The 25,009-nt window shown below is 65.9% G+C and carries 22 protein-coding genes; 15 read left to right on the forward strand and 7 right to left on the reverse strand.

Features of this window, described 5'->3' with window-relative positions:
- The first annotated feature begins 2 nt into the window (after positions 1 to 2).
- The 3 genes from AB0L63_RS11360 to AB0L63_RS11370 are packed head-to-tail and all read left to right on the forward strand — an operon-like array spanning position 3 to position 2,535.
- The gene (locus AB0L63_RS11360) at positions 3 to 629 is read left to right on the forward strand and encodes a TlpA disulfide reductase family protein (RefSeq protein WP_364498242.1); all 627 of its coding nucleotides are present in this window, start codon (positions 3 to 5) and stop codon (positions 627 to 629) included.
- Positions 626 to 1,345 carry a CoA pyrophosphatase gene (locus tag AB0L63_RS11365; protein ID WP_364497980.1) on the forward strand — a complete coding sequence of 240 codons (720 nt, stop codon included), beginning with the start codon at positions 626 to 628 and terminating at the stop codon, positions 1,343 to 1,345. The genes AB0L63_RS11360 and AB0L63_RS11365 overlap by 4 nt, the downstream gene beginning before the upstream one ends.
- Positions 1,342 to 2,535 (forward strand): MarP family serine protease, encoded by a 1,194-nt coding sequence (locus tag AB0L63_RS11370; protein ID WP_364497981.1) that lies wholly within the window; start codon positions 1,342 to 1,344, stop codon positions 2,533 to 2,535. The genes AB0L63_RS11365 and AB0L63_RS11370 overlap by 4 nt, the downstream gene beginning before the upstream one ends.
- A 140-nt stretch (positions 2,536 to 2,675) precedes the next feature.
- On the opposite strand, the gene AB0L63_RS11375 is transcribed toward AB0L63_RS11370, so the two are convergent.
- From AB0L63_RS11375 to AB0L63_RS11390, 4 genes are all read right to left on the reverse strand, one after another.
- The gene (locus AB0L63_RS11375; protein ID WP_364497983.1) at positions 2,676 to 3,611 is read right to left on the reverse strand and encodes an alpha/beta hydrolase; all 936 of its coding nucleotides are present in this window, start codon (positions 3,609 to 3,611) and stop codon (positions 2,676 to 2,678) included.
- A 64-nt stretch (positions 3,612 to 3,675) separates the two neighbouring features.
- On the reverse strand, positions 3,676 to 4,116 hold the full coding sequence (locus tag AB0L63_RS11380) for a phage holin family protein (RefSeq protein ID WP_364498245.1): 441 nt from the start codon (positions 4,114 to 4,116) through the stop codon (positions 3,676 to 3,678).
- A 74-nt stretch (positions 4,117 to 4,190) separates the two neighbouring features.
- Positions 4,191 to 5,450 (reverse strand): Na+/H+ antiporter NhaA, encoded by a 1,260-nt coding sequence (gene nhaA, locus AB0L63_RS11385; protein WP_364498248.1) that lies wholly within the window; start codon positions 5,448 to 5,450, stop codon positions 4,191 to 4,193.
- A 167-nt stretch (positions 5,451 to 5,617) separates the two neighbouring features.
- On the reverse strand, positions 5,618 to 7,645 hold the full coding sequence (locus tag AB0L63_RS11390) for an acetate--CoA ligase (protein ID WP_364497985.1): 2,028 nt from the start codon (positions 7,643 to 7,645) through the stop codon (positions 5,618 to 5,620).
- A 494-nt stretch (positions 7,646 to 8,139) separates the two neighbouring features.
- On the opposite strand from AB0L63_RS11390, the gene AB0L63_RS11395 reads away from it, so the two are divergent.
- The 5 genes from AB0L63_RS11395 to AB0L63_RS11415 all read left to right on the forward strand — a co-directional run bounded on the left by AB0L63_RS11395 (position 8,140) and on the right by AB0L63_RS11415 (position 14,145).
- The gene (locus AB0L63_RS11395; protein WP_364497988.1) at positions 8,140 to 9,714 is read left to right on the forward strand and encodes an ABC transporter substrate-binding protein; all 1,575 of its coding nucleotides are present in this window, start codon (positions 8,140 to 8,142) and stop codon (positions 9,712 to 9,714) included.
- A 63-nt stretch (positions 9,715 to 9,777) separates the two neighbouring features.
- Positions 9,778 to 10,704, forward strand: a complete 927-nt coding sequence (locus AB0L63_RS11400) for an ABC transporter permease (RefSeq protein WP_364497991.1) — start codon at positions 9,778 to 9,780, stop codon at positions 10,702 to 10,704.
- Positions 10,697 to 11,650, forward strand: coding sequence for an ABC transporter permease (locus AB0L63_RS11405; RefSeq protein WP_364497995.1), 954 nt, complete (start codon positions 10,697 to 10,699; stop codon positions 11,648 to 11,650). The genes AB0L63_RS11400 and AB0L63_RS11405 overlap by 8 nt, the downstream gene beginning before the upstream one ends.
- Before the next feature lie 8 nt (positions 11,651 to 11,658).
- Positions 11,659 to 13,350, forward strand: a complete 1,692-nt coding sequence (locus AB0L63_RS11410) for an ABC transporter ATP-binding protein (RefSeq protein WP_364497998.1) — start codon at positions 11,659 to 11,661, stop codon at positions 13,348 to 13,350.
- 48 nt (positions 13,351 to 13,398) lie between these two features.
- Entirely contained in the window at positions 13,399 to 14,145 is a 747-nt protein-coding gene (locus AB0L63_RS11415) for an oxidoreductase (protein ID WP_364498001.1), read from the forward strand.
- Between the two features lie 503 nt (positions 14,146 to 14,648).
- Here the strand turns inward: AB0L63_RS11415 and AB0L63_RS11420 are convergent.
- On the reverse strand, positions 14,649 to 15,467 hold the full coding sequence (locus AB0L63_RS11420; RefSeq protein WP_364498003.1) for an HAD-IB family hydrolase: 819 nt from the start codon (positions 15,465 to 15,467) through the stop codon (positions 14,649 to 14,651).
- A gap of 419 nt (positions 15,468 to 15,886) precedes the next feature.
- Between AB0L63_RS11420 and ssd the strand changes: the two genes are divergently transcribed.
- The 6 genes from ssd (at position 15,887) to AB0L63_RS11450 (ending at position 20,601) form a co-directional block, all read left to right on the forward strand.
- Positions 15,887 to 16,990 carry a septum site-determining protein Ssd gene (ssd, locus tag AB0L63_RS11425; protein ID WP_364498006.1) on the forward strand — a complete coding sequence of 368 codons (1,104 nt, stop codon included), beginning with the start codon at positions 15,887 to 15,889 and terminating at the stop codon, positions 16,988 to 16,990.
- Complete coding sequence (locus AB0L63_RS11430; protein ID WP_364498009.1) at positions 16,987 to 18,174, forward strand: TadA family conjugal transfer-associated ATPase; 1,188 nt, start codon at positions 16,987 to 16,989, stop codon at positions 18,172 to 18,174. The genes ssd and AB0L63_RS11430 overlap by 4 nt, the downstream gene beginning before the upstream one ends.
- A gap of 76 nt (positions 18,175 to 18,250) precedes the next feature.
- Positions 18,251 to 19,042, forward strand: a complete 792-nt coding sequence (locus tag AB0L63_RS11435; protein ID WP_364498012.1) for a type II secretion system F family protein — start codon at positions 18,251 to 18,253, stop codon at positions 19,040 to 19,042.
- Between the two features lie 42 nt (positions 19,043 to 19,084).
- Positions 19,085 to 19,702: a type II secretion system F family protein gene (locus AB0L63_RS11440; RefSeq protein ID WP_364498015.1), complete on the forward strand. Its 618-nt coding sequence runs from the start codon at positions 19,085 to 19,087 to the stop codon at positions 19,700 to 19,702.
- 294 nt (positions 19,703 to 19,996) lie between these two features.
- A complete protein-coding gene (locus AB0L63_RS11445; RefSeq protein ID WP_364498251.1) occupies positions 19,997 to 20,224 on the forward strand; it encodes a DUF4244 domain-containing protein in 228 nt (75 codons plus the stop codon).
- Positions 20,225 to 20,286: 62 nt separating this feature from the next.
- The gene (locus AB0L63_RS11450; protein WP_364498018.1) at positions 20,287 to 20,601 is read left to right on the forward strand and encodes a TadE family type IV pilus minor pilin; all 315 of its coding nucleotides are present in this window, start codon (positions 20,287 to 20,289) and stop codon (positions 20,599 to 20,601) included.
- A gap of 767 nt (positions 20,602 to 21,368) precedes the next feature.
- Here AB0L63_RS11450 and AB0L63_RS11455 read toward each other — a convergent pair.
- Positions 21,369 to 21,746: a hypothetical protein gene (locus AB0L63_RS11455; RefSeq protein ID WP_364498266.1), complete on the reverse strand. Its 378-nt coding sequence runs from the start codon at positions 21,744 to 21,746 to the stop codon at positions 21,369 to 21,371.
- Between AB0L63_RS11455 and AB0L63_RS11460 the strand changes: the two genes are divergently transcribed.
- Positions 21,705 to 21,989 carry an Rv3654c family TadE-like protein gene (locus tag AB0L63_RS11460; protein WP_364498253.1) on the forward strand — a complete coding sequence of 95 codons (285 nt, stop codon included), beginning with the start codon at positions 21,705 to 21,707 and terminating at the stop codon, positions 21,987 to 21,989. The genes AB0L63_RS11455 and AB0L63_RS11460 overlap by 42 nt on opposite strands.
- Positions 21,990 to 22,320: 331 nt before the next feature.
- Here AB0L63_RS11460 and AB0L63_RS11465 read toward each other — a convergent pair whose 3' ends face one another.
- Complete coding sequence (locus AB0L63_RS11465) at positions 22,321 to 24,639, reverse strand: DEAD/DEAH box helicase (protein ID WP_364498021.1); 2,319 nt, start codon at positions 24,637 to 24,639, stop codon at positions 22,321 to 22,323.
- Positions 24,640 to 25,009: the final 370 nt, after the last annotated feature.

The raw sequence follows: 25,009 nt of genomic DNA on the forward strand, positions 1-25,009 counted from the left end.
GAATACCTGTCGTGGCGCGTTTGGCGCTGGCAGGGTTGATCACCGTGGTGGCCTTGGCGGTCGCACTATGGCCCCGCGATAACGACGACACCGCGACGAGCGGCGACCATTCGGCGAATTCCCTCGCAAGCGCCTCGGTCGAGGCGCGCACGGCCGCCGGGCTCGCGAATTGTCCGGCGCCCGCCGCGGATGCGGTGGGACGCGGGCCGCTTGCCGGACTCGCGCTGACCTGTCTATCCGACGGCAAACCGGTCGATCTGGCGGCCGCGCTCGCGGGCAAACCGGCACTGCTGAATCTGTGGGCGTACTGGTGTGGACCGTGCGCCAAGGAGTTGCCGGATGTGCAGGAGTACGCGCGACGGGCCGCGAACGCGATTACCGTGCTGACCGTGCACAGCGATCCGGATGAGGCGAGGGCGCTCGCGCTGCTGACCGACTTGAAGGTGACACTGCCCGGCGTCCTCGACCCGCGCGCCAAGGTGCGTACCGCGGTCGGTGCGCCCGCGGTGCTGCCGGTATCGGTGCTGTTGCGTGCGGACGGTTCGGTCGCCGAGGTGGTGGTGCGCGCCTTCAACGGCGTCGACGATATCGCCGATACTGTCGCGAACAGTTTGGGAGTTGCGGCATGACCGAGATCCCCGTGCCGGACAGCATCCCGCGGTGGCTGCATCGAGCGGCGGACCCGAATACCGATTCCAGCGACACGCTGTCCTTGGCGCGCGCGATCCGGCGGGCCACGACGGTGCATACCCCGCCGCGGCAGGCGGCCGTGCTCGTGCTGTTCAGCGGTTCGCCCGAAACCGATACCGAGGCGCGGGGCGGGCTGCCCGCCGATGCGGATGTGCTGCTCACCCAGCGCGCGTCCACCATGCGCCAGCACCGCGGTCAGGTCGCCTTTCCCGGCGGAGCCGTCGATCCCGGCGACTCCGGACCGATCGATACCGCCCTGCGCGAGGCCTGCGAGGAAACCGGGCTTGCACGCGAGGGCGTCGAACCCTTTGCCATACTGCCCAAGCTGTTCGTGCCCCCGTCCCGATTCGATGTGACCCCGGTGGTGGCCTATTGGCGTACCCCGAGGCAGGTCCGCGTGGTCAATCACACCGAGACCGAACGCGTCGTGCGGGTGCCGCTCGCCGATCTGCTCGAACCGGCGAATCGCTTCATGGTGCGCGGCAGCCTTGGCTACAAGAGTCCGGCATTCCAGGTGGACGGAATGCTGGTGTGGGGCTTGACCGGCGGCATTCTGGCGGGCATCTGCAGAGCCGCCGGGTGGGAACGGGCCTGGGACCACAGCGATGTTCGCGATCTGGAGTCCGCGCTGGCGGCCGTAGGGATGACGTTATGAGTTCATCGGGTTGGCTCGATATCGCCGTGGTGCTGCTCGCGCTGCTTGCCGCCTCTTCCGGTTGGCGGCAGGGTGCGGTGGCTTCCGCGCTGGCCTTCCTCGGCGTCGTACTCGGCGCGGTCGCGGGCATTCTCATCGCGCCGCACATTCTGATCCACGTCGACGAGGGCAGACCACGGGTGCTCACCGGCGTGCTGTTGATCGTGCTGCTGGTCATTGTGGGTGAGGTCGCGGGCATGGTGCTCGGGCGGGCCGCGCGCGGCGGTATGCGGCATCCGTTCACCCGCAGTGTGGACAGCGTCGTCGGCGCGGTACTGCAGGCGGTCGCGGTGCTGGTCACCGCGTGGCTGCTGGCGCTACCGCTGGCCACCTCGTCCCAACCGGCCATCGCCGCGGCCATCAACGGTTCGAAGGTGCTCGCCGATGTCAACGAGGTCTCGCCGAATTGGCTGCGGCGGCTGCCGAACGAATTCTCCAAACTGCTCAACACTTCCGGGCTGCCGGATGTCATCGGTCCGTTCGGTCGCGCGCCGATCGCGGCGGTCGAACCGCCGGATCCCGGCGTGCTCGCCAGTCCGGTGGCGGCCTCGCTGCAACAGAGCGTGCTGCGCATCCGCGGCGTGGCGCCGAGCTGTCAGCGGGCGCTCGAGGGCTCGGGCTTCGTGATCGCGCCCGAACGGATTGTTACCAACGCTCACGTCGTCGCGGGGACCACCAGCATCACAGTTGACGCCGCCAACGGGCCACTGAATGCCACCGTTGTCTTGTTCGATCCGTCCAAGGATGTCGCGGTGCTCGCGGTACCGTGGCTCACCGCGCCCGTGATCCCCACCGCGCCTACGCCAGCGCGCTCCGGAGACAGCGCTATCGTGCTTGGCTACCCCGGTGGCGGTCGGTACACCGCCAGTGCTGCCCGAGTTCGCGAGACGCTGGACTTGACGGGCCCGACGATCTATCGCAACGGCACCGTCGAGCGCGAGGTCTACACGGTTCGTGGCCAGGTGCGGGCAGGAAATTCGGGTGGGCCGCTTGTGGATACGGAGGGACAGGTACTCGGCATCGTGTTCGGTGCGGCGGTAACCGACGATGACACGGGATATGTGCTGACGCTGGCTGAGGTTCGTAAGCAACTAGATGCTGCCCCCGATGCGGTTGCGGCAGTCCAGACCGGTGCCTGTGTGCTGAGCTGAATACCGATGGTGCATCGGGTCCGCGGCCGATGCACCCGGTTGGCTACCTGTCGGGCGAATTTGCTCAGTGACGCCGACGAATTCGATGACGATCGAAACATTGTCGGATCGGTTTGCCTGCTAGGTGGACGCGAGACCGGCTATCCGAGCAGCTTGGCCAGCTCCATTGTGACGGCCTCCGGATTCTCTTGGTGCGCAAAATGACCCGCGCCCGGAATCACGACCTGTCGCCGCTGCGGTGACAACCTCCGGCCGCGCTGGAAGGTCGCGGGCAGGATGTAGCCGTCGAGTTCACCGCGCATGGCGAGCACCGGAATACGGATCGGCACCCGCATGGTGGCCATGAACCGCCGACCGTCCGGACGCCACTGGCTGCGGAAGGCCCAGCGTTGGTATTCCAGCGCACAGTGCGCCACACCCGGAATCTGGATCGCCGTGCGCATCCGATCGGCCGTTTCGATGAATTCGGCGGTGCCCGACCAGGTTCGGCTCACCCGCTGGCGCAGCAGCCGTTCGACCTCCAAGCCGTCGCCGGTGGTCAGCAGATGTTCGCCGTAGCGTGGCAGCTGATAGCGCAGGAAATGTGGCAGCCAGGTGCGCCGCTGACGCCGATCCCGCAGCACCGCGCTCTTCAGCGCGGCCGGATGCGGGGAGCTCACCACCGCGATCGAGCGCACCAGTCGTGGATGCAGCACCGCGGTCGTCCAGCACACGAGTCCACCGTCGGCATGTCCGACCAGCGTGGCCTCGGAATAGCCCATGGCACGAATGAGTCCGGCGACATCACCGGCCAGCGTCCAACCGTCATAGCCGCGCGGCGGTTTATCGCTGTCGCCGTAGCCGCGCAGATCCACCGCGACCGCGCGATAGCCGAGTTCGGCGAGTCCGGTCAGCTGATGCCGCCAGGACCACCAGAGGTCGGCGAATCCGTGCAGCAGGACCACCAGCGGTGCATCCGGACGGTCTGGTGCGGCCTCGACGACATGGAAGCGAATGCCGTTTGCGTGCACGTCCCGATGCGTCCACGGACCGTCGTAACGGACGCTGGACGGATCGGGAAGCGAATTGGACGACACGCCGACCGAGCCTAGTAGGGGTCCGGCCCACCGCCTAGTCGACGCCGCCGCGCCGTCCCGGCGGCTACTTCGACGGCTGCTCGAGCGAGAAGTGCTCCTCGTGCGAGCCGAATCCGCTCGGCAGCACCGTGCGCGCCTGCTTGAGCGAATCGATCGTCTTCTCCGGCGCCCGCAGTTTCTTGACCCGCAGATAGCCGAGCAGGGCGAGCACCGCCGTCGCGACGATCATCAGCAAGAACACGATCAGGAAGGCCGCCCAGCGCGCCAGCCAGACATCGAGCAGCTCGCCGAGGAAGAAGAAAAAGAAGAAGGTGCTGAACAGCAGGACGGTCAGCGCGAGGATGAAATAGACGCTGCCCTGCAGCCCCTTCTTGATCTCCCCGGTTACCTCGGCCTTGGCCAGCTCGACCTCGGCCCGCACCAGCATCGACATCTGCTCGGTGGCATCACGGACCAGGGTGCCGAAGCTCGCCGACCCGACCGGGTTGGCGTCCGAAAGGGGAATCGAGGTGAGGGTGCGGTCGCTACGCGACTCATCCCCGTTACCACGCTGCGTCCCATTTCTGTCTTGGGCGAAACTCACTTGGTCGACCCTTCTCCCTGTCCCGGCACTGCTTCCGCCTCAATCTCTCGTTCTATCGCACATGCGTCCCGCCGCGCCTGGTGGACACGGCCACGCCGCAACAGTAGCGCCGAACCCGCGAGTGACGCCGCCATTGACGTCACCAACACCGCGGCCTTCGCCAATTCGACGGCGGAGCCGTCACCGACGTCCGTCAGCGCGAGTTCTGCCACCAGAAGGCTAACGGTGAAGCCGATCGCGCCGAGCACCGAGAGGGCGAACATGTCTCGGTAGCCCAGGCTGGCCGGACGCTTCGCGATGCCCAATCGGATTGCCACCCAGCTGATTCCGAAGATTCCGGTGGTCTTGCCCAGCAGTAATCCGAGAATTATGGCCAGCGCCAGCCGGTCGCTGAACAGGTGCTGGAAAACCTTGCCGTCCAACGGAACTCCAGAGGCGAACAACGCGAACAGCGGCACGCAGAGCCCGGCCGAGATCGGCTGGATCACATGCTCGAGCCGCGTTGCCGGGGCTTCGGTCTCGCCCGGGTCCTTGCGCACCCTGGTGAGCAAGCCGAGCGCGACACCGGCCATGGTCGGGTGGATACCCGCCTCGTGCAGCGCGTACCAGGAGGCCAGCGCGAGTGGCAGATAAAGCAGTGGTGTGGAGATCCGCTTGTGCTGGGCCAGCGCCCACACCGCGAAACAGGCCGCCGCGGCCAGCAGCCACAATATCGACAGCGTCGCGGTGAACAGTACCGCGATCAGGATGATGGCGAGCAGATCGTCGACCACCGCGAGGCTCAGCAGGAAGACCCGTGCGCTCGCCGGGATCCGGGAGCCGGTCATGGCCAGCACGGCCAGCGCGAACGCGATATCGGTTGCCACCGGAATCGCCCAGCCCCGATCCATCCCGTCGACGCCGAATCCGACGGTGAAGGCGATCAGCGCCGGGGTGATGACGCCGCCGACCGCGGCGATGATCGGCAGTGCGGCTCGCTTGGGGTCGGCGAGCTCGCCGACCACCAGCTCACGTTTGAGCTCCAGTCCGGCGACGAAGAAGAAGATCGCGAGCAGACCGTCCTTGGTCCATTCCGCGACGGTGAGATCCAGATGCAGTGCCTTGATCGGCAGGACGTACTCGGTGACGGTGAGGTAGCTCTGACCCCACGGCGAGTTCACCCACAGCAACGCGGCGGCGGCCGCGATCAGAAGTAATGCGCCACCAACGGTTTCGGTGCGTAGATAGCGTGTCAGCTCTGAACGCGCTTGGGTGATCACGAGAAACCTTCCGCCATGGTGGACTCCGACCGCGAACGCGCAATCCCACCGATCCGGCTTTCAGGTACACGACCGCGCGCCGACCAGGCTTCCCGGCACACCTTACGCAATTCTAACGGGTACGGCCGGGACGAATTCCGTCACCGGCCGTACTATGTGCCGACTCAGGCGCGACTGGCCCGAATCGCCTCGAAAACATTCGGATCGACCAGGGTCGAGGTGTCGCCAAGGTCGCGGCCCTCCGCGACATCGCGCAGCAGTCGCCGCATGATCTTGCCGCTACGGGTCTTGGGCAGCTCGGGCACCACATGGATCTCGCGCGGCCGGGCGATCGGGCTGATCTCCCGTGACACCTCCGCCTTCAGTTCGTCGATCAGCGCGTCGCCGGTGTCCTTGGCCTCGGCGGTCAGGATCACGAATGCGACGATGCCCTGGCCGGTTGTCGCATCGCTGGCGCCGACCACGGCGGCCTCGGCCACCCCGGAGTGACCGACCAGTGCGGATTCGACCTCGGCGGTGGAGATGCGATGCCCCGACACATTCATCACATCGTCGACCCGGCCGAGCACCCACAGATCGCCGTCGGCATCGAGCTTGGCGCCGTCACCGGCGAAGTACCAGCCCTGTTCGGCGTAGCGCTCCCAGTAGGTAGCCCGGTAGCGGTCCATATCGCCCCAGATGCCGCGCAGCATCGACGGCCACGGCTGATCGAGCACCAGATAGCCATTGGCCTCGGTCTCCCCGAGCTCGACCGCCTTGCCCTCCTCATCGACGACCTTCGCCGAAATACCGGGCAGCGGGGTCATCGCGGCGCCCGGCTTGGTGGCCGTGACGGCCGGCAGCGGGGAGATCATGATCGACCCCGTCTCGGTCTGCCACCAGGTGTCCACGATGGGCGCGGAGTTCGCCCCGATCACCTCGCGGTACCAGCGCCAGGCCTCCGGATTGATCGGTTCGCCGACGCTGCCGAGCACCCGGATGCTGGACAGATCGTGGGCGGCCGGAATCTGCCTGCCCCACTTCATGAATGTGCGCACCAGCGTCGGCGCCGTGTAATAGATTGTGACGCCGTACTTTTCGACGATATTCCAGTGCCGGTGCTCATCCGGGAAGTTCGGCGTGCCCTCGTAGACGACCTGGGTGGTCCGGTTCGACAGCGGTCCGTAGACGATGTAGCTGTGCCCGGTGACCCAGCCGATATCGGCGGTGCACCAGTAGATGTCCTGTCCGGCCTTGTGGTCGAAGACATTGTGGTGGGTGTAGGACGCCTGGGTGAGATAGCCGCCGCTCGTGTGCAGGATGCCTTTCGGCTTACCGGTGGTGCCGGAGGTGTAGAGGATGAACAGCGGATGTTCGGCGTCGAAGGCCTGCGCCCGGTGTTCGGGGGAGGCCTGCGCGATGGTCTCGTGCCACCACAGGTCGCGGCCCTCGGTCCACGGCACCTCGATATCGGTGCGGCGCACCACGAGTACATGTTCGACACTGTGTCGATTTTCGCCCGAGCGAGGGCCCGCTATGGTTGCGCGAGTTGTCTCCTGCTGGCCCTGAAGGCTCGGGCCGGACGGCACATCGCCATGGGCGGAGAGCGCCTCGTCGACGGCCGCCTTGAGCGGGGCGGCCTTACCGCGTCGCCACTGACCGTCGGTGGTGATGATCAACCGGGCGCTCGCGTCGTCGACGCGCTGGCGCAGCGCGGTGGGGGAGAAGCCCGCGAATACCACCGAATGCGTGAGTCCGAGTCGGGCGCAGGCCAGCATCGATACGATCGCCTCGGGAACCATCGGCATATAGATGGCGACCCGATCGCCCGCTTCGAGCCCGAGTTCGGTCAGATAGTTTGCGGCGCGGGAAACTTCGGCGAGGAGTTCGGCGTAGGTGATGTCGCGGGAGTCGCCCGGTTCGCCCTCCCAATGGATGGCGACCTGATCGCCGTGCCCGTCGAGCACATGGCGGTCCACACAGTTGTAGGCGACATTGAGTTTGCCGTCGACGAACCACTTCGCGACGGGGGCGTCACTCCAGTCGAGCACCTGCGTCCACGGCTGCTCCCAGTGCAGTCGATTGGCCTGTTCGGCCCAGAACGTATCGCGATCCGCTGCGGCCCGCTGGTACAACGACGCGTCGGCATTCGCCGCCGCGACGAACTCCGCGCTCGGCGGATACGAGTCCCGGTGGTCGGTGGTTTCGGTCATCTCGCTTCTTCCTCACGTAGAGCCCCGTGGTGCTGGCAGTCGCAGTCGATTTCGACAGTAACCAACTGCGATCGCCGTTAGCGACTGCTTGCGGGTCGCTCGTAAGGATCGGCCGCGCCCGGTGTGCCCAACGGGTTTTCATCCCGCCACCGCGGCAGGTATCGAGCGCGATCCGCTGACAAAGCGGGTCTTCGGTAGCTATCGTCATAGGTCGACCAGCTCCAGATACCGGAAGCCCAACGAAGGCATACTTCCGGCGGATTCCTGTTTTCTCCCGAATGTTTAGCGTGTTTCGGTGATATTGCCGGATTGGTAACAAGTGGAACGAACCTCTGTCAATCCGGTGACAAGACTGCCTCGAATCGCTAACGTCCCAGGCATTCCAAGGCGGATCGAGTCGAGGCGCGCTGGGCAGATGCCGATGCGTCGTCGCGGATCCCCTTCGCCTGTCTCGAAATCGGGAGAACGCGTTGAGATTCAACAGAGCTACAGCGTTGACCGCGGCAGTCCTGCTGGCCACAAGCCTGGGACTATCCGCATGTTCGTCGAGCGATAGTGCCGACGCCGACATCGTCACCACGAACGGCGGTGAGCCGCAGAATCCGTTGGTGCCAACCAATACCAACGAGAATATGGGCGGCCGCGTCGTCGACCGACTGTTCGCGGGTCTGAAGTACTACGACGGCAAGGGTGTTGCGCACGACGAGATGGCCGAGTCCATCAAGACGAGCGACCGCAAGAACTACACGATCACCATCAAGCCGGACTGGAAGTTCACCGACGGCACCACGGTGACCGCGAAGTCGTTCGTCGACGCCTGGAACTACGGCGCCCTCGGCACCAACGGTCAGTTGCAGAGCTACGCGTTCACCCCGATCGTCGGGTTCGACGAGGTGTCGGCGGAAAAGCCAACGGCGCAAACGATGTCGGGGCTGAAGGTCGTCGACGACCGAACCTTCACCGTCGCGCTGAAGTCGCCGTCCATCGACTTCGAGACCGAACTCGGCTACGCACCGTTCTATCCGCTGCCCGAGGCGGCGTTCAAGGATATGAAGGCCTTCGGTGAGAACCCGATCGGCAACGGCCCGTACAAGTTCCAGACCTGGGAGCACAACGTCAAGATCGACCTGGTGCCCAACCCGGACTACAAGGGCGGACGCCCGCCCAAGAACAAGGGTCTGCGGTTTGTCATGTACCAGTCGTTCGATACCGCCTATTCGGATCTGCAGGCAGGCAATCTCGATACCCTCGACACGATTCCGGACAGCGCGCTGACTTCTTACAAGAAGGACCTCGGCGATCGCGCGATCCTGGATCCGTCCGCGCAGAATCAGCACATCGGCGTCCAGGCCAATGTCCCGCATTTCGGCGGCGAGGAAGGGCTGCTGCGGCGCCGGGCCATCTCGATGGCGATCAACCGCCAGCAGATCTGTGACACCATCTTCAACGGCACTAAGATTCCGGCGCGCGACTTCACCTCGAGCACCCTGCCCGGATTCAACGGCAACCTGCCCGGTTCGGAGGTATTGAACTACAACCCCGACGAGGCCAAGAAGCTTTGGGCGCAGGCCGATGCCATTTCGCCGTGGTCGGGCCGTTACGAAATCGCCTACAACTCCGATGGCGGCCACCAGGCGTGGATCGAAGCCGTGGCCAACAGCGTCAAGAACACCCTCGGTATCGATGCGGTCGGTACGCCATATCCGACATTCAAGAACATCCGAGATCTGGTGAACCAGAAGACGATCGGCAAGGCGTTCCGCTACGGCTGGCAGGGTGACTATCCGACCATGCTGCAGTTCCTGACCTCGCAGTACTACAGCTACTCCGAGACCAATAACGTCGACTACAAGAGCCCCGAATTCGACCACCTGCTCGATGCCGCGCTGGCCGCGCCGACGCTGGAGGAGTCGTACAAGATCGTGGCGCAGGCGCAGGCGTTGCTGATCAAGGATATGGCCGATATCCCGGTGATCGATTACCTTGCCGCGGCGGGACGTTCGGACAAGGTGAAGAAGGCCGAACTGGCCTGGAATGGTCTGTTCAACTTCGAAAATATCGAGAAGTAGCCGCTCGGAGCGGTCGTGCCGCTCTACTGACGGCACGACCGCTCCGCTCACCCAGGAGACGAAATGGCCTGGTATGTCGTGCGGCGCCTGCTCCAAATGATCCCCGTCTTTCTCGGGGCGACGCTGCTCATCTATGCACTGGTTTTCTTACTTCCAGGCGATCCGATCCACGCGCTGGCCGGTGACAAGCCGATGACGCCTGCCGTCGAGGCGCAGCTGCGTGCGCGTTATCACCTGGATCGCCCGTTCATCGTGCAGTATCTGCTATATCTGAAGGGCATTTTCACACTCGACTTCGGGACGGCCTTCTCCGGCCGCCCGGTGCGCGACGAACTCGCTCGCGCCTTCCCGATCACGATCAAGTTGGCGTTGATGGCGGTGCTCATCGAGGGCGTCTTCGGCGTCGTCTTCGGCCTGATCGCGGGACTGCGCAAAGGCAAACTGTTCGACTCGACGCTGCTGGTGGTCAGCCTGATCATCATCGCGGTGCCGATCTTCGTGATCGGCTTCCTCGCCCAGTTCGTCCTGGGTGTGAAGTGGGGTATCGCGCCGGTGACCGTTACCGGTAAGGCGAGCGTCGGTGAACTGCTCGTGCCCGCCTTCGTACTGGGGGCGCTGTCGTTCGCCTATGTGCTGCGGCTGACCCGAAATTCGGTGGCGGAGAACATGTCCGCCGATTATGTGCGCACTGCGACCGCGAAGGGGCTCAGTCGCCCGCGGGTGGTCACCGTGCATATTCTGCGGAATTCGATGATTCCGGTGATCACCTTTCTCGGCACCGATCTCGGTAACCTGATCGCCGGCGCGGTCGTCACCGAGGGCATCTTCAACATTCCAGGCGTGGGTGGGACCCTGTACCAGGCGATTACCCGCGGTGAGCCGCCGACGGTGGTCTCGTTCGTGACGGTGCTCATCGTGATCTTCCTGATCTCGAATCTGATCATCGATCTGCTCTATGCCGCGCTCGACCCGAGGATCCGCTATGCCTGAGCTCGCGAACAAAACTCCGGACAGGCAGCAGCATTTCGTCGCACCCCCCGATGAAGTCGATGTGCTCGCCACCGATCAGGTCGTCGATACCGGTTCGCCGACCAGCATCTGGCAGGACGCGTGGCGGCAGTTGCGCCGCAATCCGATCTTCATCGTGGCTGCGGTGCTGATCGTGTTCATGGCCATCGTGGTGTTGTGGCCCGGCCTGTTCTCCGATCAGGATCCACGGTACTGCAATGGCGATTTCAGCATGGATCCGCGCGGGCCAGGCCACCCCTTCGGTTTCGATAAACAGGGCTGTGATGTCTATACCCGAACCGTTTACGGCGCACGGGCTTCCGTAATGGCCGGATTGGGTGCCACCACGGTATTCCTGCTCATCGGCGGCACGCTCGGCGCCCTCGCTGGCTTTTACGGCGGGCTGCTCGACTCGGTGGTATCGCGCATCGCGGAGATCTTCTATGCGATTCCGCTGATGCTGGCCGCGATCGTCATCATGCAGCTGCTCGATTCACGCACGATCTGGACCGTCATCCTGATCCTGGCCGGATTCACCTGGCCACAGGCGGCACGTATCGCGCGCAGTGCGGTGATCGAGGCGAAGAACAGCGAATATGTCACGGCGGCAAAGGCATTGGGGGTATCCCGAATACGCACGCTGCTGCGCCACGTGCTGCCGAATGCGGCCGGACCGCTGATCGTGGTCACCACGATCTGGCTCGGCGGGTTCATCGTCACCGAGGCGACGCTGTCCTACCTCGGCGTCGGCCTGCCGCGCACAATCGTGTCCTGGGGCTCGGATATCAGTACCAACCAGCACGAACTGCGCGGCGGATCGCCGATTTTGTTCTATCCCGCAACCGCTCTGGCACTCACCGTGCTGAGCTTCATCCTGCTCGGGGACGCGCTGCGGGACGCGCTCGATCCGAAGGCGAGGAAGAGGTGACCGCGGCGATGTCCGATAAACCGTTGCTCGAGATCGAGGATCTCAATGTCTGCTTCTCCTCCGAGGGCAAAAAGATTCCGGCGATACGTGACGTCAGTCTGACGGTCTATCCGGGCCAGACCGTCGCCATCGTCGGCGAATCCGGATCCGGGAAATCCACGACCGCGCACAGCATTATCGATCTGCTCCCCGGCACCGGAAAGGTGACTTCCGGCTCGATCAGATTCGACGGCAAGGATTTGGCGAAGGCGTCGAAGAAGGAGGTCGTCGCGGTCCGCGGCAGCGGTATCGGATTGGTACCGCAGGATCCGATGTCGAATCTGAATCCGGTGTGGAAGATCGGGTTCCAGATCCGAGAGACTCTGGAGGCCAATGGCATTGCCAAGGGCAAGGCGGCCAAGCAGCGCGCCATCGAACTGCTCGAGGAAGCCGGCATGTCCGATGCGGCGCGCCGCGTCAACCAGTATCCGCACGAATTCTCCGGCGGCATGCGCCAGCGCGCGCTCATCGCCATCGGATTGGCCTGCCGACCCAAACTGCTGATCGCCGACGAGCCGACCTCGGCTCTCGACGTGACGGTGCAGCGGCAGATCCTCGACCACCTCGACGGACTCACCAGCGAACTTGGCACCGCGGTCCTGCTCATCACCCACGACCTCGGCCTGGCCGCGGAACGCGCCGAACACCTGGTGGTGATGTATCGAGGCCAGGTGGTGGAATCCGGTCCGGCACTGCAGATTCTGCGCGAACCGCAACATCTGTACACCAAGAAGCTGGTGAATTCGGCGCCCTCACTCGCCTCGCAGCGGCTGTCCTCGGTTCGGGACCGCATCGAGGTGCGCAAGCAGGCGGTACAGGTCGCCGAGGAGGTCGCGGCGGCCGATGCCGAAATCGCCGCCGTCTCCGATGACGTGGTGGTCGCACAGAATCTGACCAAGGCGTTCAAGATTCGGGGCAGTACGCCGTGGCAGTCGACGGATTTCGTCGCGGTCGACGATGTGTCGTTCCGTCTGAAGCGCGGCACGACCACGGCCATTGTCGGCGAGTCCGGTTCGGGCAAATCCACCGTGGCGCAGATGGTTCTGGGGCTGCTCGAACCGACATCGGGGTCGGTGACCTTCGACGGACACGAAGTGGCGAAGCTGGATCGCCAGGGCGCGTTCGCTTTTCGCCGTCGAGTGCAGCCGATCTTCCAGGATCCTTACGGTTCGCTGGATCCGATGTACTCGATCTACCGCACCATCGAGGAGCCGCTGCGCACGCACAAGATCGGCACCGCCAAGGAACGTGAGGCGACGGTGCGCGACCTGCTGGACAAGGTATCGCTGCCGTCCTCGGTAATGCGCCGCTACCCCAATGAACTCTCCGGTGGCCAGCGCCAGCGCGTCGCGGTGGCCCGTGCGCTCGCGCTGTCCCCGGAGGTCGTGGTGTGCGACGAGGCAGTGTCCGCACTCGACGTTCTCGTCCAAGCGCAGATCCTCAAGCTGCTCAACGATTTACAAGCCGAGCTGGGGCTGTCCTATCTGTTCATCACCCATGACCTGGCCGTCGTCCGGCAAATCGCCGACGACGTTCTGGTCATGCAGAGCGGCAAGATCGTCGAAGCGGCCACCACTGACGAGGTCTTCCAGAACCCCGGGCAGGAGTACACCCGTCGCCTGCTCGACGCTATTCCGGGACGGGACCTGCTGGCGGGCTGACCAGGGGTCGTGGATCGGTCGCGGTGCGGGCGCGGCAAAATCAGTACAGTGACCGATCCGCTACAGCCCCTCGTCGATCTGCCCGGTGTGCGCGAAGCCGCCGATAAGGCGCGTGATGCGCTCGCCGCGGTGCATCGGCACAAGGCGAACCGGCGGGGCTGGCCAACGACGGCCGCCGAGGCGGCGGTGCGTGCCGCGCGCTCATCCGCCGCGATCGAGGGCGGCAGCACCGAACTGCCCGCCGACGGCCGGGTCGCGGATCCGATCCTGGCCGGCTCCCTGCGGGTCGGGCAGGCGCTCGACGGTGACGCGCTGCGGAATCTGGTCGGCACCTGGCAGCGCGCACCGTTGCAGGCGCTGGCCCGGCTGCATCTGTTGGCCGCGGCCGATCTGGTGACCGACGAGGCGTTGCTCGGGCGGCCGCGCGCTGACGACGGTGTGGCCGAACGGCTCGACCTGCTGGCGCAGACGGTGCTCGGCTCCAAGGCGCCCGCACCGGTCATCGCGGCGGTCGTACACGGTGAGTTGTTGACATTGCGGCCGTTCGGCACGGCCGACGGCATTGTGGCGCGAGCGGCCTCGCGACTGGTGGCGGCGTCCAGTGGGCTGGATCCGCACAGCCTCGGTGTGCCGGAGGTGTTCTGGTTGCGGCGGCGTCAGCAGTATCTGGATGCGGCGGCCGGATTTGGCTCCGGTGCTCCGGATGCGGTGGGGGGCTGGGTAGTCCTGTGCTGCGGCGCCTTCGAAGACGGTGCGCGGGAGGCGACATCAATCGCCGATGCGGCATCCGGATAGGTGTCGATACACATCAAAGCGGGCGGCGTTGTCCTTGACGACCGCACCGCCCGCTAGCACGGAGACCGGGTTACCAAGCGTGCTGGGTGGGTTGTGTTCTGCGGCCTCGGCGATAATCCGAACTCCGAAGGTTCATCCCCGCAACTTGTGCGAGGCCCTCGCCGACGAAGACCCGGATCTCGCAGGCCCACAACGCTTCTGCCCTTGTCGCGGCGCGCTCCGCGTGGGTACCTGGTGCCCGTGCTGGGAAGGATAGGTCGGGGAGCTGAACCTTCTCTTCCGGCTCCGCTCAGGCCTTCCGTCCTTCCGTAATTACCTTTCTACACCTGCGACTGCCCTCGCATCAAGGCTTGGGAAAACATTCAATAATCGGCGTGTCTACCGGCGTTTCGTGGTTAAATCCCTGGTCGCGACGGCCGCTGAGTTATGTCAGCAAACCCGGTAGGCAAGCCATCCGCCGCCAGTGAACAGCCCACTGCGCAGTCCGAGTCGGGGCCGCTATCTCAGCGCCGACGGCGCAGCAGCCGATAACTGATCGCCCCGGCCACCACGGCGCTCAGCCCGACCGCCGCCGTCGCGGCAAGGGTGGTCGACGACGGACTCTGAAAGCGCGCCCACAGCGAGACCGGGTTGGAGAATGTGAGAATCGGCCATCCCTTGGCCACCGCTTCGCGCCGCAGATTGCGATCCGGGTTGACCGCGGTTGGATGCCCCACCGCGCTCAGCATCGGCAGATCGGTCACGGAATCGGAGTAGGCAAAACACCGCGAGAGGTCGTAACCCTCTGCGGCGGCGAGCTTTTCGATCGCAGTCACCTTACCCGCTCCGTAGCAATAGAATTCGACCTCGCCGGTGTAGCAGCCGTCCTCGACCACCATCCGGGTCGCCGCGGTATGCGAGGCGCCGAGCACCTCGGCGATCGGGCCGACGATCTCCTCACCCGAGGCCGAGACGATCACCACATCGTGTCCCCGGATCTTGTGGTCGGCAATGAGATCCGCGGCCTCGGCGTAGATCAGCGGGTCGACGACGTCGTGCAGCGTTTCGGCCACAATGGATTTCACCTGCTCGACATCCCAGCCTGCGACCATATTCGTCAGATTCGCGCGCATGCGCTCCATCTGATCGTGGTCGGCACCGGAGAGCATGAACAGGAAGTGGGCATAACTGCTCTCCAGCACCGCGCGCCGGTTCAGTAGACCCTGCGCGTAGAAGGGCTTACTGAACACGTAGGTGCTCGATTTCGCGATCACTGTTTTGTCGAGATCGAAGAAGGCGGCCACCCGCGCGCCCTCGGCGCTCGGTCGCTTCGTTGCCGTCACGTCCCGTGCCGTCTGGTCCTCGAGCTCTGTCTGGTCGCCATCGGCCGTCACCCGTTCAGAATATGCATGCCGCGGCGACGGTGTCGGACTGGTCGGGCGTCTGGTTCGCTCGGCGGGTTTGCCCCGGAGACGCCGGGCCGGTCGTGGCCATAAAGTCCTCCCGCGACAGACTTGCGTTGTGGCCCTGGCTTGGGTGTAGTATTCATGGCACCTGGACATAGTCCAGGCGTGTTCAGCCCGACCCCCCGGGGCTGAACCCCGACGGCCCCAGCCTCCTCCCCCCCCGGCTGGGGTCGTCCTCTATCCCGGGGCAGGTTCGCCCGGTTTCGGCTCTCCGGATTTATCCACACCCCCCGAGTTATCCACATTCGGCATATTGCATCTTCTGCTCGGTCTCGTCTTCGAGCACGCTGACCTGCATGAACCTGGAAGTGGCCCCGACACCGCCGCCCGCCCTCGTGCTCATCCACGACACTCGGCTGTGTGATGAGGTGCGCCGCGTCGCGGCGGCCGCGGAGCGCGAGCTCGACGAGCGCGTGCTCCCCGTTGGTCGGCACGCCTGGGCGGCGGCGCCGCTGGTGATTCTGGACACAGTGGCGGCCGAGAGCTGTGCGCGAGCCGGCTATCTCCGGCGGATCGGCATCGTGCTGGTGACCGAGGGAGAACCCGGATTGACCGATTGGCAGGCTGCCGCAGTCGTCGGCGCCGAGCGCGTCATCGCGCTGCCCGGTGCCGCGGTCGGACTTATCGAGAAGTTTGCCGAGCACGGCGAATATCGCGTGGGCGACGGTGTTGTCGTCGCGATCGCGGGTGCCAGCGGCGGTGCGGGCGCCTCCACGTTGGCCGCGGCGACCGGACTGCGATCCGCCGCCGAGCGGTTCCGGCGCGACACGGTGCTGGTCGACGGCGCACCCCTCGGCGGCGGTCTCGACCTGCTGCTCGGCATCGAAACCGAGGCCGGACTGCGCTGGCCGGATCTGGTCATCGAGGACGGTCGGGTGTCCGCCGCCGCACTGCACAGCGCATTGCCGGCAGCCGCGCCGGGACTGGCGGTACTGTCCAGCGGCCGCGGCGGTGCCGGCCGCTTGCCCGTCGAAATCGGCCCCGCTGCTGTCCGCGCCGTCATCGAATCGGGCCGTACCGCAGGCGATTTGGTGATCTGCGACATCTCGGGCGAACGCGGAGCACACGCCGATCAAATACTCGATGCGGCCGACCTCGTCGTTCTGGTCGTTCCAGCTCGCCTTCGCGCGGTCGCCGCCGCCGAATCGGTCGCCGCCTATATCGGCAAGCGAAATCCCAACCAGGGCTTGATAGTCCGCGGCCCCGCCCCCGGCGGACTCCGCGGCCTCGAGGTCGCCGAGGTCCTCGACCTCCCTCTCCTGGCCGCCGTCCGCGCCCAACCCGGCCTCGCCACCCGCCTCGAACGCGGCGGCCTCGTGCTCCGCCGCGGTCCGCTCCGCGACGCCGCAGACGCCGTACTCGGCGTACTCAGCGTCCCGACCGGACAGGGGCTGCGATGAGTGCGTTGGTGACGTCGGAGTTGTTGGATCGGGTGCGCGAGCGGTTGTCCGGTGCTTCGGGGGATCCGGATCCGGCGCAGGTGGCGGCGGCAATCCGGGCGGAGGCCGGTGGCGTGCTCGGTGATATCGATCTGCTGCGGGCATTGCGACTGTTGCAGACCGAGATGACCGGGGCTGGGCTGTTGGAGCCGCTGTTGCAGGATCCGCGGGTCGCCGACGTGCTGGTGACCGCACCGGATGCGGTGTGGATCGACCGGGGTCGTGGGCTGGAGCGAACCTCGGTCGCCTTCCCTGATGAGGCGGCGGTGCGTCGGCTGGCGCAGCGGTTGGCGCTGTCGGCCGGGCGGCGGCTCGACGACGCGCAGCCCTGGGTCGACGGCAGGTTGTCCGGAAGGGAAGCGGCACTGGGGGATTCGTTCGGAGTCCGGCTGCACGCCGTCTTGGCGCCGGTAGCACACGGCGGTACCTGTCTGTCGCTACGCGTGCTACGTCCGGCGACACAGGGACTGGATGTGCTCGCCGCGACGGGCGCGGTACCCGCCGACGCGAAACTCATACTGGAGCAAATCATTCGGGCCCGACTCGCCTTCCTGGTGGTCGGTGGAACCGGCGCGGGCAAGACAACGCTGCTGTCCGGCCTACTAGCCGAGGTCGCCGCCGACGAACGCATCATCTGCGTCGAAGACGCCGCTGAACTGGCACCACCACATCCCCACGTCGTGCGCCTGGTAGCGCGCACCGCGAACGTCGAGGGCGTCGGCGCGGTAACCGTCCGCGACCTCGTCCGGCAGGCCCTGCGGATGCGCCCCGACCGAATCGTCGTCGGCGAAGTCCGCGGCGCCGAGGTAGTCGACCTCCTGACCGCCCTGAACACCGGCCACGACGGCGGCGCGGGCACCGTCCACGCGAACTCCCCGCGCGAGGTCCCCGCCCGGCTGGAAGCCCTTGCCGCACTGGGTGGTATGGACCGAGCCGCTCTTCACAGCCAACTCGCCGCAGCCGTCCAGGTGGTGCTGCACGTCCACCGCCGAGCCGACGGCTCCCGCGGCCTCCGCGAAATCGGCATCGTAGACCGTGACCCCCAAGGCCGCGTCACCATAACCGCCGCCTGGCACGCCGACCACACTCCCACCCCCGCCGCCCCCACCCTCACCCGCCTCCTCACCGAACGACTCGACCGATGATCGCGGCATCGGCGCCATCAGGAATTGCTGGTCGGATTTCGCTATCGTGGCGCCTGGTTGGCGGAAGGCGTCACCGATGATCGCGGGGTTGGTATGTCTGGCCGTCGGGGTTTTGCTGGCACCCCCACCGAGTTCGCGGCGGCGATTCGCCAGGCTGTTCACCGCGTCCGATGATATTCGAAAGTTCGGGCGGGGCAGTTTGTTTCGCGTTGTCTTCGGTATCGCCGCCGTTGGGGCGTTGGCTGTTGGTGTCGGTCCTTTGGTTGCGGCCGTGTTGGTTGGCGGAACGATCGGCATCCGGGCGCGGCGGGCAGGCCGGGATCGGCGGCGCAGTGTGGAGTGCGCCTATGTGTTGGACGCGCTCGAGGCCGTGATCGGGGAGCTACGGGTGGGTGCGCACCCGAGTGCGGCGGCGGAGGTTGCCGCGCAGGAGGCCCGAGGGGAGGCCGCACGTGCCTTCGCGGTCAGTGCGGCACGCAGCAGACTCGGCGGCTCCGGTGCGGATGGGCTGCGTGATCCCGATTCCATCGTCGATGCCGAACTCGCAAGGATCGCGGACGCCTGGCAGGTTGCCGAGCATTACGGCCTCGCCCTCGCGGAACTGCTCTCAGCCGCTCGCGCGGACCTATTGGGGCGCATCCGTTTTCGCACCCGCACCACTGCGGCGCTGGCCGGCGCTCGCGCCACTGCGGCGGTCCTGGCGGGTCTCCCGCTCTTGGGTATCGGCCTCGGCCAACTGATGGGTGCCGCTCCGCTACACGTACTGCTGAGCCCCGGCCTCGGAACCGTATTGCTGCCACTCGGCGCGGCCTTGGCGTGCATCGGTTTGCTGTGGACCGACGCGATCACGCGAAAGGTCTTCGTATGAAACAAATCTGCCGGTTCGATACCCGAGTGGAGGGGTTTGGGAATGGCTGAAATTGCTAGTTGGCCAGTACTTTTGCTCGCGATGGCATTGGTCGTATTGCCTGGACGAGTTGCGATGAGTCGGCGATTGCGGACGCTACGAGAGGTGGGCCCGCAGCCCGTTGCCCCGGCTTCGTCGCGCGGCACCAACAGCGATCCGCTGACTGTAGCCTCAGTATTCGACCTGCTGGCCGCCTGCCTACGAGCCGGGTTGCCGATGGCATCCGCGGCCCGCGCGGTGGCATCCAGCGCGCCGCCAGCCCTCGGGGCGGCATTGCGTAAGGCAGCCGACCTGCTGGCGCTGGGTGCGGACGCGGCAACTGCCTGGGACCAGGTTGCCCGCGACGGCGCAGGCCAACCGGGCGCCGAGGAGGTCGATTCACTCGCACGCATGGCCAAGCGCTCCGCCCGCTCCGGCGCCTCACTCGCCACCGCCATCGGCGAACTGGCCGAACAGCACCGCAGCGGAGTCGAAGACGCGGCCGCCGCCCGCGCCGAACGCGCCGGAGTCCTGATAGGCGGCCCGCTAGGCCTCTGCTTCCTCCCAGCCTTCGTCTGCCTCGGCATTGTCCCGGTAGTAATCGGCCTCGCCGGCCGCGTTCTCGGAGGTGGACTGCTGTGAGAACCGCACGACAGGGAAGTGCCGCATTACGAGCGACAGATTTGCGTACGGCCGAGCCGGGAACGGTCCAGCCGCGAGCGACCGAGCAGGGCGCTGCCCGCTCGGACAGAGCTGCCGGTGCGGACACTGCGGCGCGGTGCGCTATCGATTGCGGCATTGCTGAGCTACCGAGTGTTGGGCTCCGTGACGTTGCGCGGGGTGGCGCCGTGCCAGGGCGTGTGTGGTGGCGAAGAGCGAGTCGGCGCGGAGTGGCCGCGCGGGCGGGAATGAGAGGGGAAAACGGTGCGAATGGGGATGTTGCGGGATCGGGTGGCGAGTCGGCTGGGGACCATTGGCGTGGAGGTGCGGGCTCGGGTGCTGCGCGTGCTTGTCGCGGACGACGGGATGAGTACGGCGGAGTATGCGATCGGGACTATCGCGGCTGCGGCGTTCGGGGCCGTGCTTTATGGGGTGGTGACCGGGGACAGCATTGTGAACGCGCTGACGAAGATCATCGACAAGGCATTGAACACCGCGGTGTAGCGGCGGGTGATTGTCGACTAAACTATTGCGGTACAACGCATCTCGGTGACGATCGGGGTGCGGTGACGGTTGAGGCGGCGATCGCGCTCGCGGCCATCGTGGTTGCGGTGGTGCTGTGCGTCGGTGCCTTGCTCGCGGCGTCGACGCAGGTGCGCTGTGTCGACGCCGCTCGCGAAGCGGCCCGACTGGCTGCCCGCGGTGATCAAGCAAATGCGGTGTCGGCGGCGCGGCGGGTAGCTCCGCCGACCGCCGACATCTCGCTGCGCAGTGAGGGTGAGCGGGTGGTCGCGGTGGTCTCCGCCCGGTCACCCCTGTTGCCATTGCTGGTCCTGCACGCCGAGGCCGTCGCCACCCGCGAGCCAGGAGCCGAGCCGTGACCCACAACGGCCGACCAACGGACCTCGACGTGCTATCGGGCACAGCACAAGTGAAGGACAACGACATGTCGCGCCACCGAAGCGCGGCAGTAAGGAAGCACAGTGACAGAACAGTAGAAGCAGCTTCGCCGAACGGCCCGCGCTGTCGACTCGGCGACGACCGACGAGCCGATACCGTCGACGGGCGAACGGCACGTCGCCGCTGCGCCACTACGGCCAGCCGACGCGGCTGCGGGTCTGGCGCGTTTACACCGGGCGCGCAAGGTCCTGACGTCGCAGTGTGGCAAGCCCTGGACAACCGACTCGAAAGCCGATGCCAAACGTCTGGCTTTCCAGGTCGCCGAGTCCGCAATGGGCGCAGTACATTTCCGCAGGAATATGGCATCGTCGCCCTGCGGACATGTCGCCGCTGCGCCACCACGACCAGCCGACGCTGCCATTGGTGCAGCGCGTTCACACCACGCGGGGCGCAAGGGCGTGGTGTTGCGCGGCGTGCTGTGTGCGGTCGGTCTGACCGTGTGTGTCGAGCTCTCGGGTTCTGTGGCAGCCGAGTTGGCTACAGGTGCAGCGTGTTTGCCTGGGGTGGCGTGCATGAGCGTGGTGTCGTGCGGCGGGTTCGGGACGGTCGGTCTGACCGTGTGTTCAGAGCTCTCGGGTTCCGCGGCAGCCGAGTTGGCTACAGGTGCAGCGTGTTTGCCTGGCATGGCGCGCGTGATCATGGTCTCGCCGCACGGCGTGACCAGGTGGATCGCGGGTGCCGAGCATTGTCATCCGGCGGCGGCCGAGTTGCGGATGGGCGCAGTGCCGTTGCGCTGGCTGGTGGATGTCGGCGCGGTGTCACGGTTGGGTGGGTTCGGGACGGTCGAATCGGCTGCGGGCGTGGCGTGTGTATCTCCGGAGGCGGGTGGTGGCGTCGCGTCACGTGGCGAGTTCGGGCGCGCAACCGAGTTGGCCAAAGGTGCGGTGCACTCGCGCCCGACGGTGAGCACGGTCCCCATGGGGCGGAGCAGGCCCTCGGAGCGGATGCGGTCGGTGAGCGGCGGGACGAGGGTATCGCGACCGTGTTCGCCTGTCTGGCGCTGGCGGCGCTGATCGGCGCGACAATGTTGATCGCTCAGCTGGGCGTCGTCATTGTGGCGCGGCATCGGGCGCAGGCTGCGGCGGATTTGGCGGCATTGGCAGCGGCGGGGGAGCTGGCGCGGGGGGCCGATGTCGGATGTGCGGAAGCGGAGGAGATCGCGCGTCGGATGAGAGTGTGGATTCAGCAGTGTGAAGTCGTGCAGTGGGATGCGACGGTCACTGTTGAAGGGAATGTACCAATGGGTCTGTTAGGAAAGCAGACCGTTCGCGCAGTTGCTCGTGCCGGACCCGTAGAAGTTGGAGTGTGACCGGTACGTCTGTGCACTCGCCAGTGGTACTTCATGGCACCGGAATTCGGTAATTGCGATGGTCGAATAAATGCACTGATGGCTCTTTTGCTGAGAAACCGCAGAACACAATCGAATGAATCCGCATGTCGGGTGCCGATGCTCGTGGCAATAGCTCAGTTAACATGAATCCAATCCTTTTTATTCGGTGGTTCGATACGACCGGCGCCGCCGGGTGCGGCACGCCGACTTGCGCCTTCAACCTCTGGTGATCACCTGGCCACATGCACGAGTGATCACGTCCAGAGGTCGGCGCTGTCACGAAGCGAGCGCGGTGTCTTCACCAGGCCGTTCAGTCGCCCGTATCGGCGGCCAATTCGCCGAGAACCGCGGCGAGCAGGCGGGCCGCACCCGCCTTGTCCAGCGGATGGTTGCCATTGCCGCACTTGGGTGATTGCACGCAGGACGGGCACCCAACCGCGCAGGTGCATGTCTCGATCACCGCGAGCGTCGCCGACAACCAGCGATGCAGTTGTGCGAACCCACGTTCGGCGAACCCGGCACCACCCGGCTGCCCGTCATAGACAAACACCGTCGGCAGTCCGGTATCGGGATGCTCGGCGGTCGAAACGCCGCCGATATCCCACCGGTCACATGTCGCGATCAGCGGTAATAGGCCGATCGCCGCATGTTCGGCGGCGTGCAGCGCACCCGGTACCCGCGGCGTATCCAGACCTGCCGCGGCGAGCAGTTCGGGCGTCACCGTGTACAGCACCGCACGGGTCGGCAGCGTCTGCTCCGGCATATTCAGCTCGACCAGGTCCAACACTTCGCCCGTACGCAGCGTGCGCAGATAACCGATCACCTGGCTGGTGACGTTGACCTGCGCCAATGCGGTCGTCACCCGGCCGTGGCGACGCTGTTCGGCCACCGCGTCAACGGCGATGGAGGTGATCTGTCTGGCACTGGTGGTCCAGCCAGGATCGGTACCACGCACGAAGGCGACGCCGCCCTCGAGATCCAGCTCATCGACCAGGTAGCTATCGCCTTGATGCAGGTGAACTGCCCCTTCGTGCAGCGTCGCCCTGGCGCGCCCGGCATCGGCGGTGCCGAGCAATCTGCCGGTCTCGCCATCCACGATGGCGATGGGTGTGCCGATGCCACCACGCACATCGACGGCATCGTGCGGCTGCGCCTCAGCCGTGGCGAACCAGCGCGCGCTGCCGTCCCGCACCGCGCGGTCCCGGCGGCGAACCAACCCCTGACCTGCGAGATCGGTCAGCACCTCACGCGCGCCGAGCGCATCGACCTCAGCGTCGGTGAGTGGCAGTTCCAGCGCTGCGCACAACAATTGCGGGCCCAATACATGGGGATTGTGTGGATCGGTGATGGTGGCCTCGATCGGCTTGTCCAGCAGCGCCTCCGGGTGGTGGACCAGGTAGGTGTCCAGCGGATCGTCCCTGGCTACCAGCAGCACCAGCGATCCCTGTGTGCGTCGACCCGCGCGCCCGGCCTGCTGCCAGAACGAGGCGACCGTGCCCGGAAAACCCGAGATCACGACCGCATCCAGCCCCACGATATCGACCCCGAGCTCCAGCGCATTCGTCGTGGCGGCACCCAGCAGCGATCCATTCGACAGCGCCGCCTCCAGTTCGCGCCGATCCTCGGCGAGATAACCCGCGCGATAGGCGGCGACCCGTTCGCTGAGCGTCGGATCGATATCGGCGAGCAGTCTGCGTGCCTCGATCGCGGTCAGCTCGGCGGCCCGTCGCGACCTGACGAATGCGAGCGTGCGCGCGCCCTCGACCACCAGATCGGCCATGATCCTGGCCGCCTCCGAGGTCGCGGATCGCCGAACCGGCGCACCGTTTTCGCCGGTCAGCGTGGTCAACAATGGCGGCTCCCACAGCGCGATGGTGCGCGAGCCCTGTGGCGATCCATCGTCGGTGACCGCGACGCAGGGCGCGCCGATCAGCCGGGATGCCGCGGCCGCGGGCTCGGCCGTGGTCGCCGAGCACAGTATGAATACGGGGTCCGCGCCGTAGTGGGCCGCGATGCGCCGCAACCTGCGCAGCACCAGCGCCACATGCGAGCCGAATACGCCGCGGTAGGCATGGCATTCGTCGACCACCACATACCGCAATCTGCGCAGCACCCTGGCCCAGCGCTGATGCGAGCGCAGCATGCCGACGTGCAGCATGTCCGGATTGGTGAGGATGAAGCGGGCATTCGCACGCACCCATTGCCTGACCTCGGCCGGTGTGTCGCCGTCGTACGTGGCCGGATGGACATCCCGCAATGGCCCCTCGTGCGTCAATTCCGCCATTGCCCGCAGCTGATCAGCACCCAATGCCTTCGTGGGCGCCAGATAAAGGGCGGTTGCGAGCGGATCTTCGCGCAATGCGGTAAGCACCGGCAGTTGGTAGCCGAGCGACTTCCCGGATGCGGTACCGGTGCTGACGACAACGTGCCGGCCGCTCGCGGCGAGGTCCGCGGTTCTGGTCTGATGCGTCCACGGCGCCTCGACCCCGGCGGCCCGCAGTGTGGCAACGACATCGGGTGCGGCCCAATCGGGCCAGGTAGTCGTGGCCGCGGGCCGCGCGGCGAGCTCGACGACATGGGTAAGGCGGGGGTCGTCGTCTGCGGTCCCATTCAGGACACGATTCAGCAACGATCCCCCGTAACTTCGGCCGTTGCCGACGCGTGGTCGAGTCACCGGTTCGTTCGGATTCACGGCTTGGGCTCCACGACACGCGCAGAAAGTGTGAAACGTGTGTGCTTGGGAAGCCCCACCTGCCATTTCGATACCAAATAGCGACCTGGGTCACAGCTTGTTTGCCAGACGCTGACTCGGTTATCCGCAAGCAAACGAACCGCAAGTCTGGATTCTGGCATTGTGTCCCTCACCTGCGCATTCGCAAGATCAACTTTTTTGCAAATTGTCGGTAACTCGACTGTTGAATTGCTCGAAGACATGGTTCACTAGTTCCTGGTCGCAAGCTTCTGTGTTCGAGGGACGGATCCAAAGTCCAAACCGTCAG

Source organism: Nocardia sp. NPDC051990 (assembly GCF_040680755.1).
In the GTDB taxonomy this organism is placed as follows: Bacteria; Actinomycetota; Actinomycetes; order Mycobacteriales; family Mycobacteriaceae; genus Nocardia.

What these genes read in the sequence shown, in the direction of transcription:
- ssd (WP_364498006.1), top strand. Translation starts at nt 15,887, where the DNA reads ATGAACCTGGAAGTGGCCCCGACACCGCCGCCCGCCCTCGTGCTCATC.
- AB0L63_RS11440 (WP_364498015.1), top strand. Translation starts at nt 19,085, where the DNA reads ATGGCTGAAATTGCTAGTTGGCCAGTACTTTTGCTCGCGATGGCATTG.
- AB0L63_RS11430 (WP_364498009.1), top strand. Translation starts at nt 16,987, where the DNA reads ATGAGTGCGTTGGTGACGTCGGAGTTGTTGGATCGGGTGCGCGAGCGG.
- AB0L63_RS11455 (WP_364498266.1), bottom strand. Translation starts at nt 21,746, where the DNA reads ATGCCGCGCCACAATGACGACGCCCAGCTGAGCGATCAACATTGTCGC.
- AB0L63_RS11410 (WP_364497998.1), top strand. Translation starts at nt 11,659, where the DNA reads ATGTCCGATAAACCGTTGCTCGAGATCGAGGATCTCAATGTCTGCTTC.
- AB0L63_RS11400 (WP_364497991.1), top strand. Translation starts at nt 9,778, where the DNA reads ATGGCCTGGTATGTCGTGCGGCGCCTGCTCCAAATGATCCCCGTCTTT.
- AB0L63_RS11405 (WP_364497995.1), top strand. Translation starts at nt 10,697, where the DNA reads ATGCCTGAGCTCGCGAACAAAACTCCGGACAGGCAGCAGCATTTCGTC.
- AB0L63_RS11365 (WP_364497980.1), top strand. Translation starts at nt 626, where the DNA reads ATGACCGAGATCCCCGTGCCGGACAGCATCCCGCGGTGGCTGCATCGA.
- AB0L63_RS11445 (WP_364498251.1), top strand. Translation starts at nt 19,997, where the DNA reads ATGTTGCGGGATCGGGTGGCGAGTCGGCTGGGGACCATTGGCGTGGAG.
- AB0L63_RS11370 (WP_364497981.1), top strand. Translation starts at nt 1,342, where the DNA reads ATGAGTTCATCGGGTTGGCTCGATATCGCCGTGGTGCTGCTCGCGCTG.
- AB0L63_RS11390 (WP_364497985.1), bottom strand. Translation starts at nt 7,645, where the DNA reads ATGACCGAAACCACCGACCACCGGGACTCGTATCCGCCGAGCGCGGAG.
- AB0L63_RS11435 (WP_364498012.1), top strand. Translation starts at nt 18,251, where the DNA reads ATGATCGCGGGGTTGGTATGTCTGGCCGTCGGGGTTTTGCTGGCACCC.
- AB0L63_RS11460 (WP_364498253.1), top strand. Translation starts at nt 21,705, where the DNA reads ATGTTGATCGCTCAGCTGGGCGTCGTCATTGTGGCGCGGCATCGGGCG.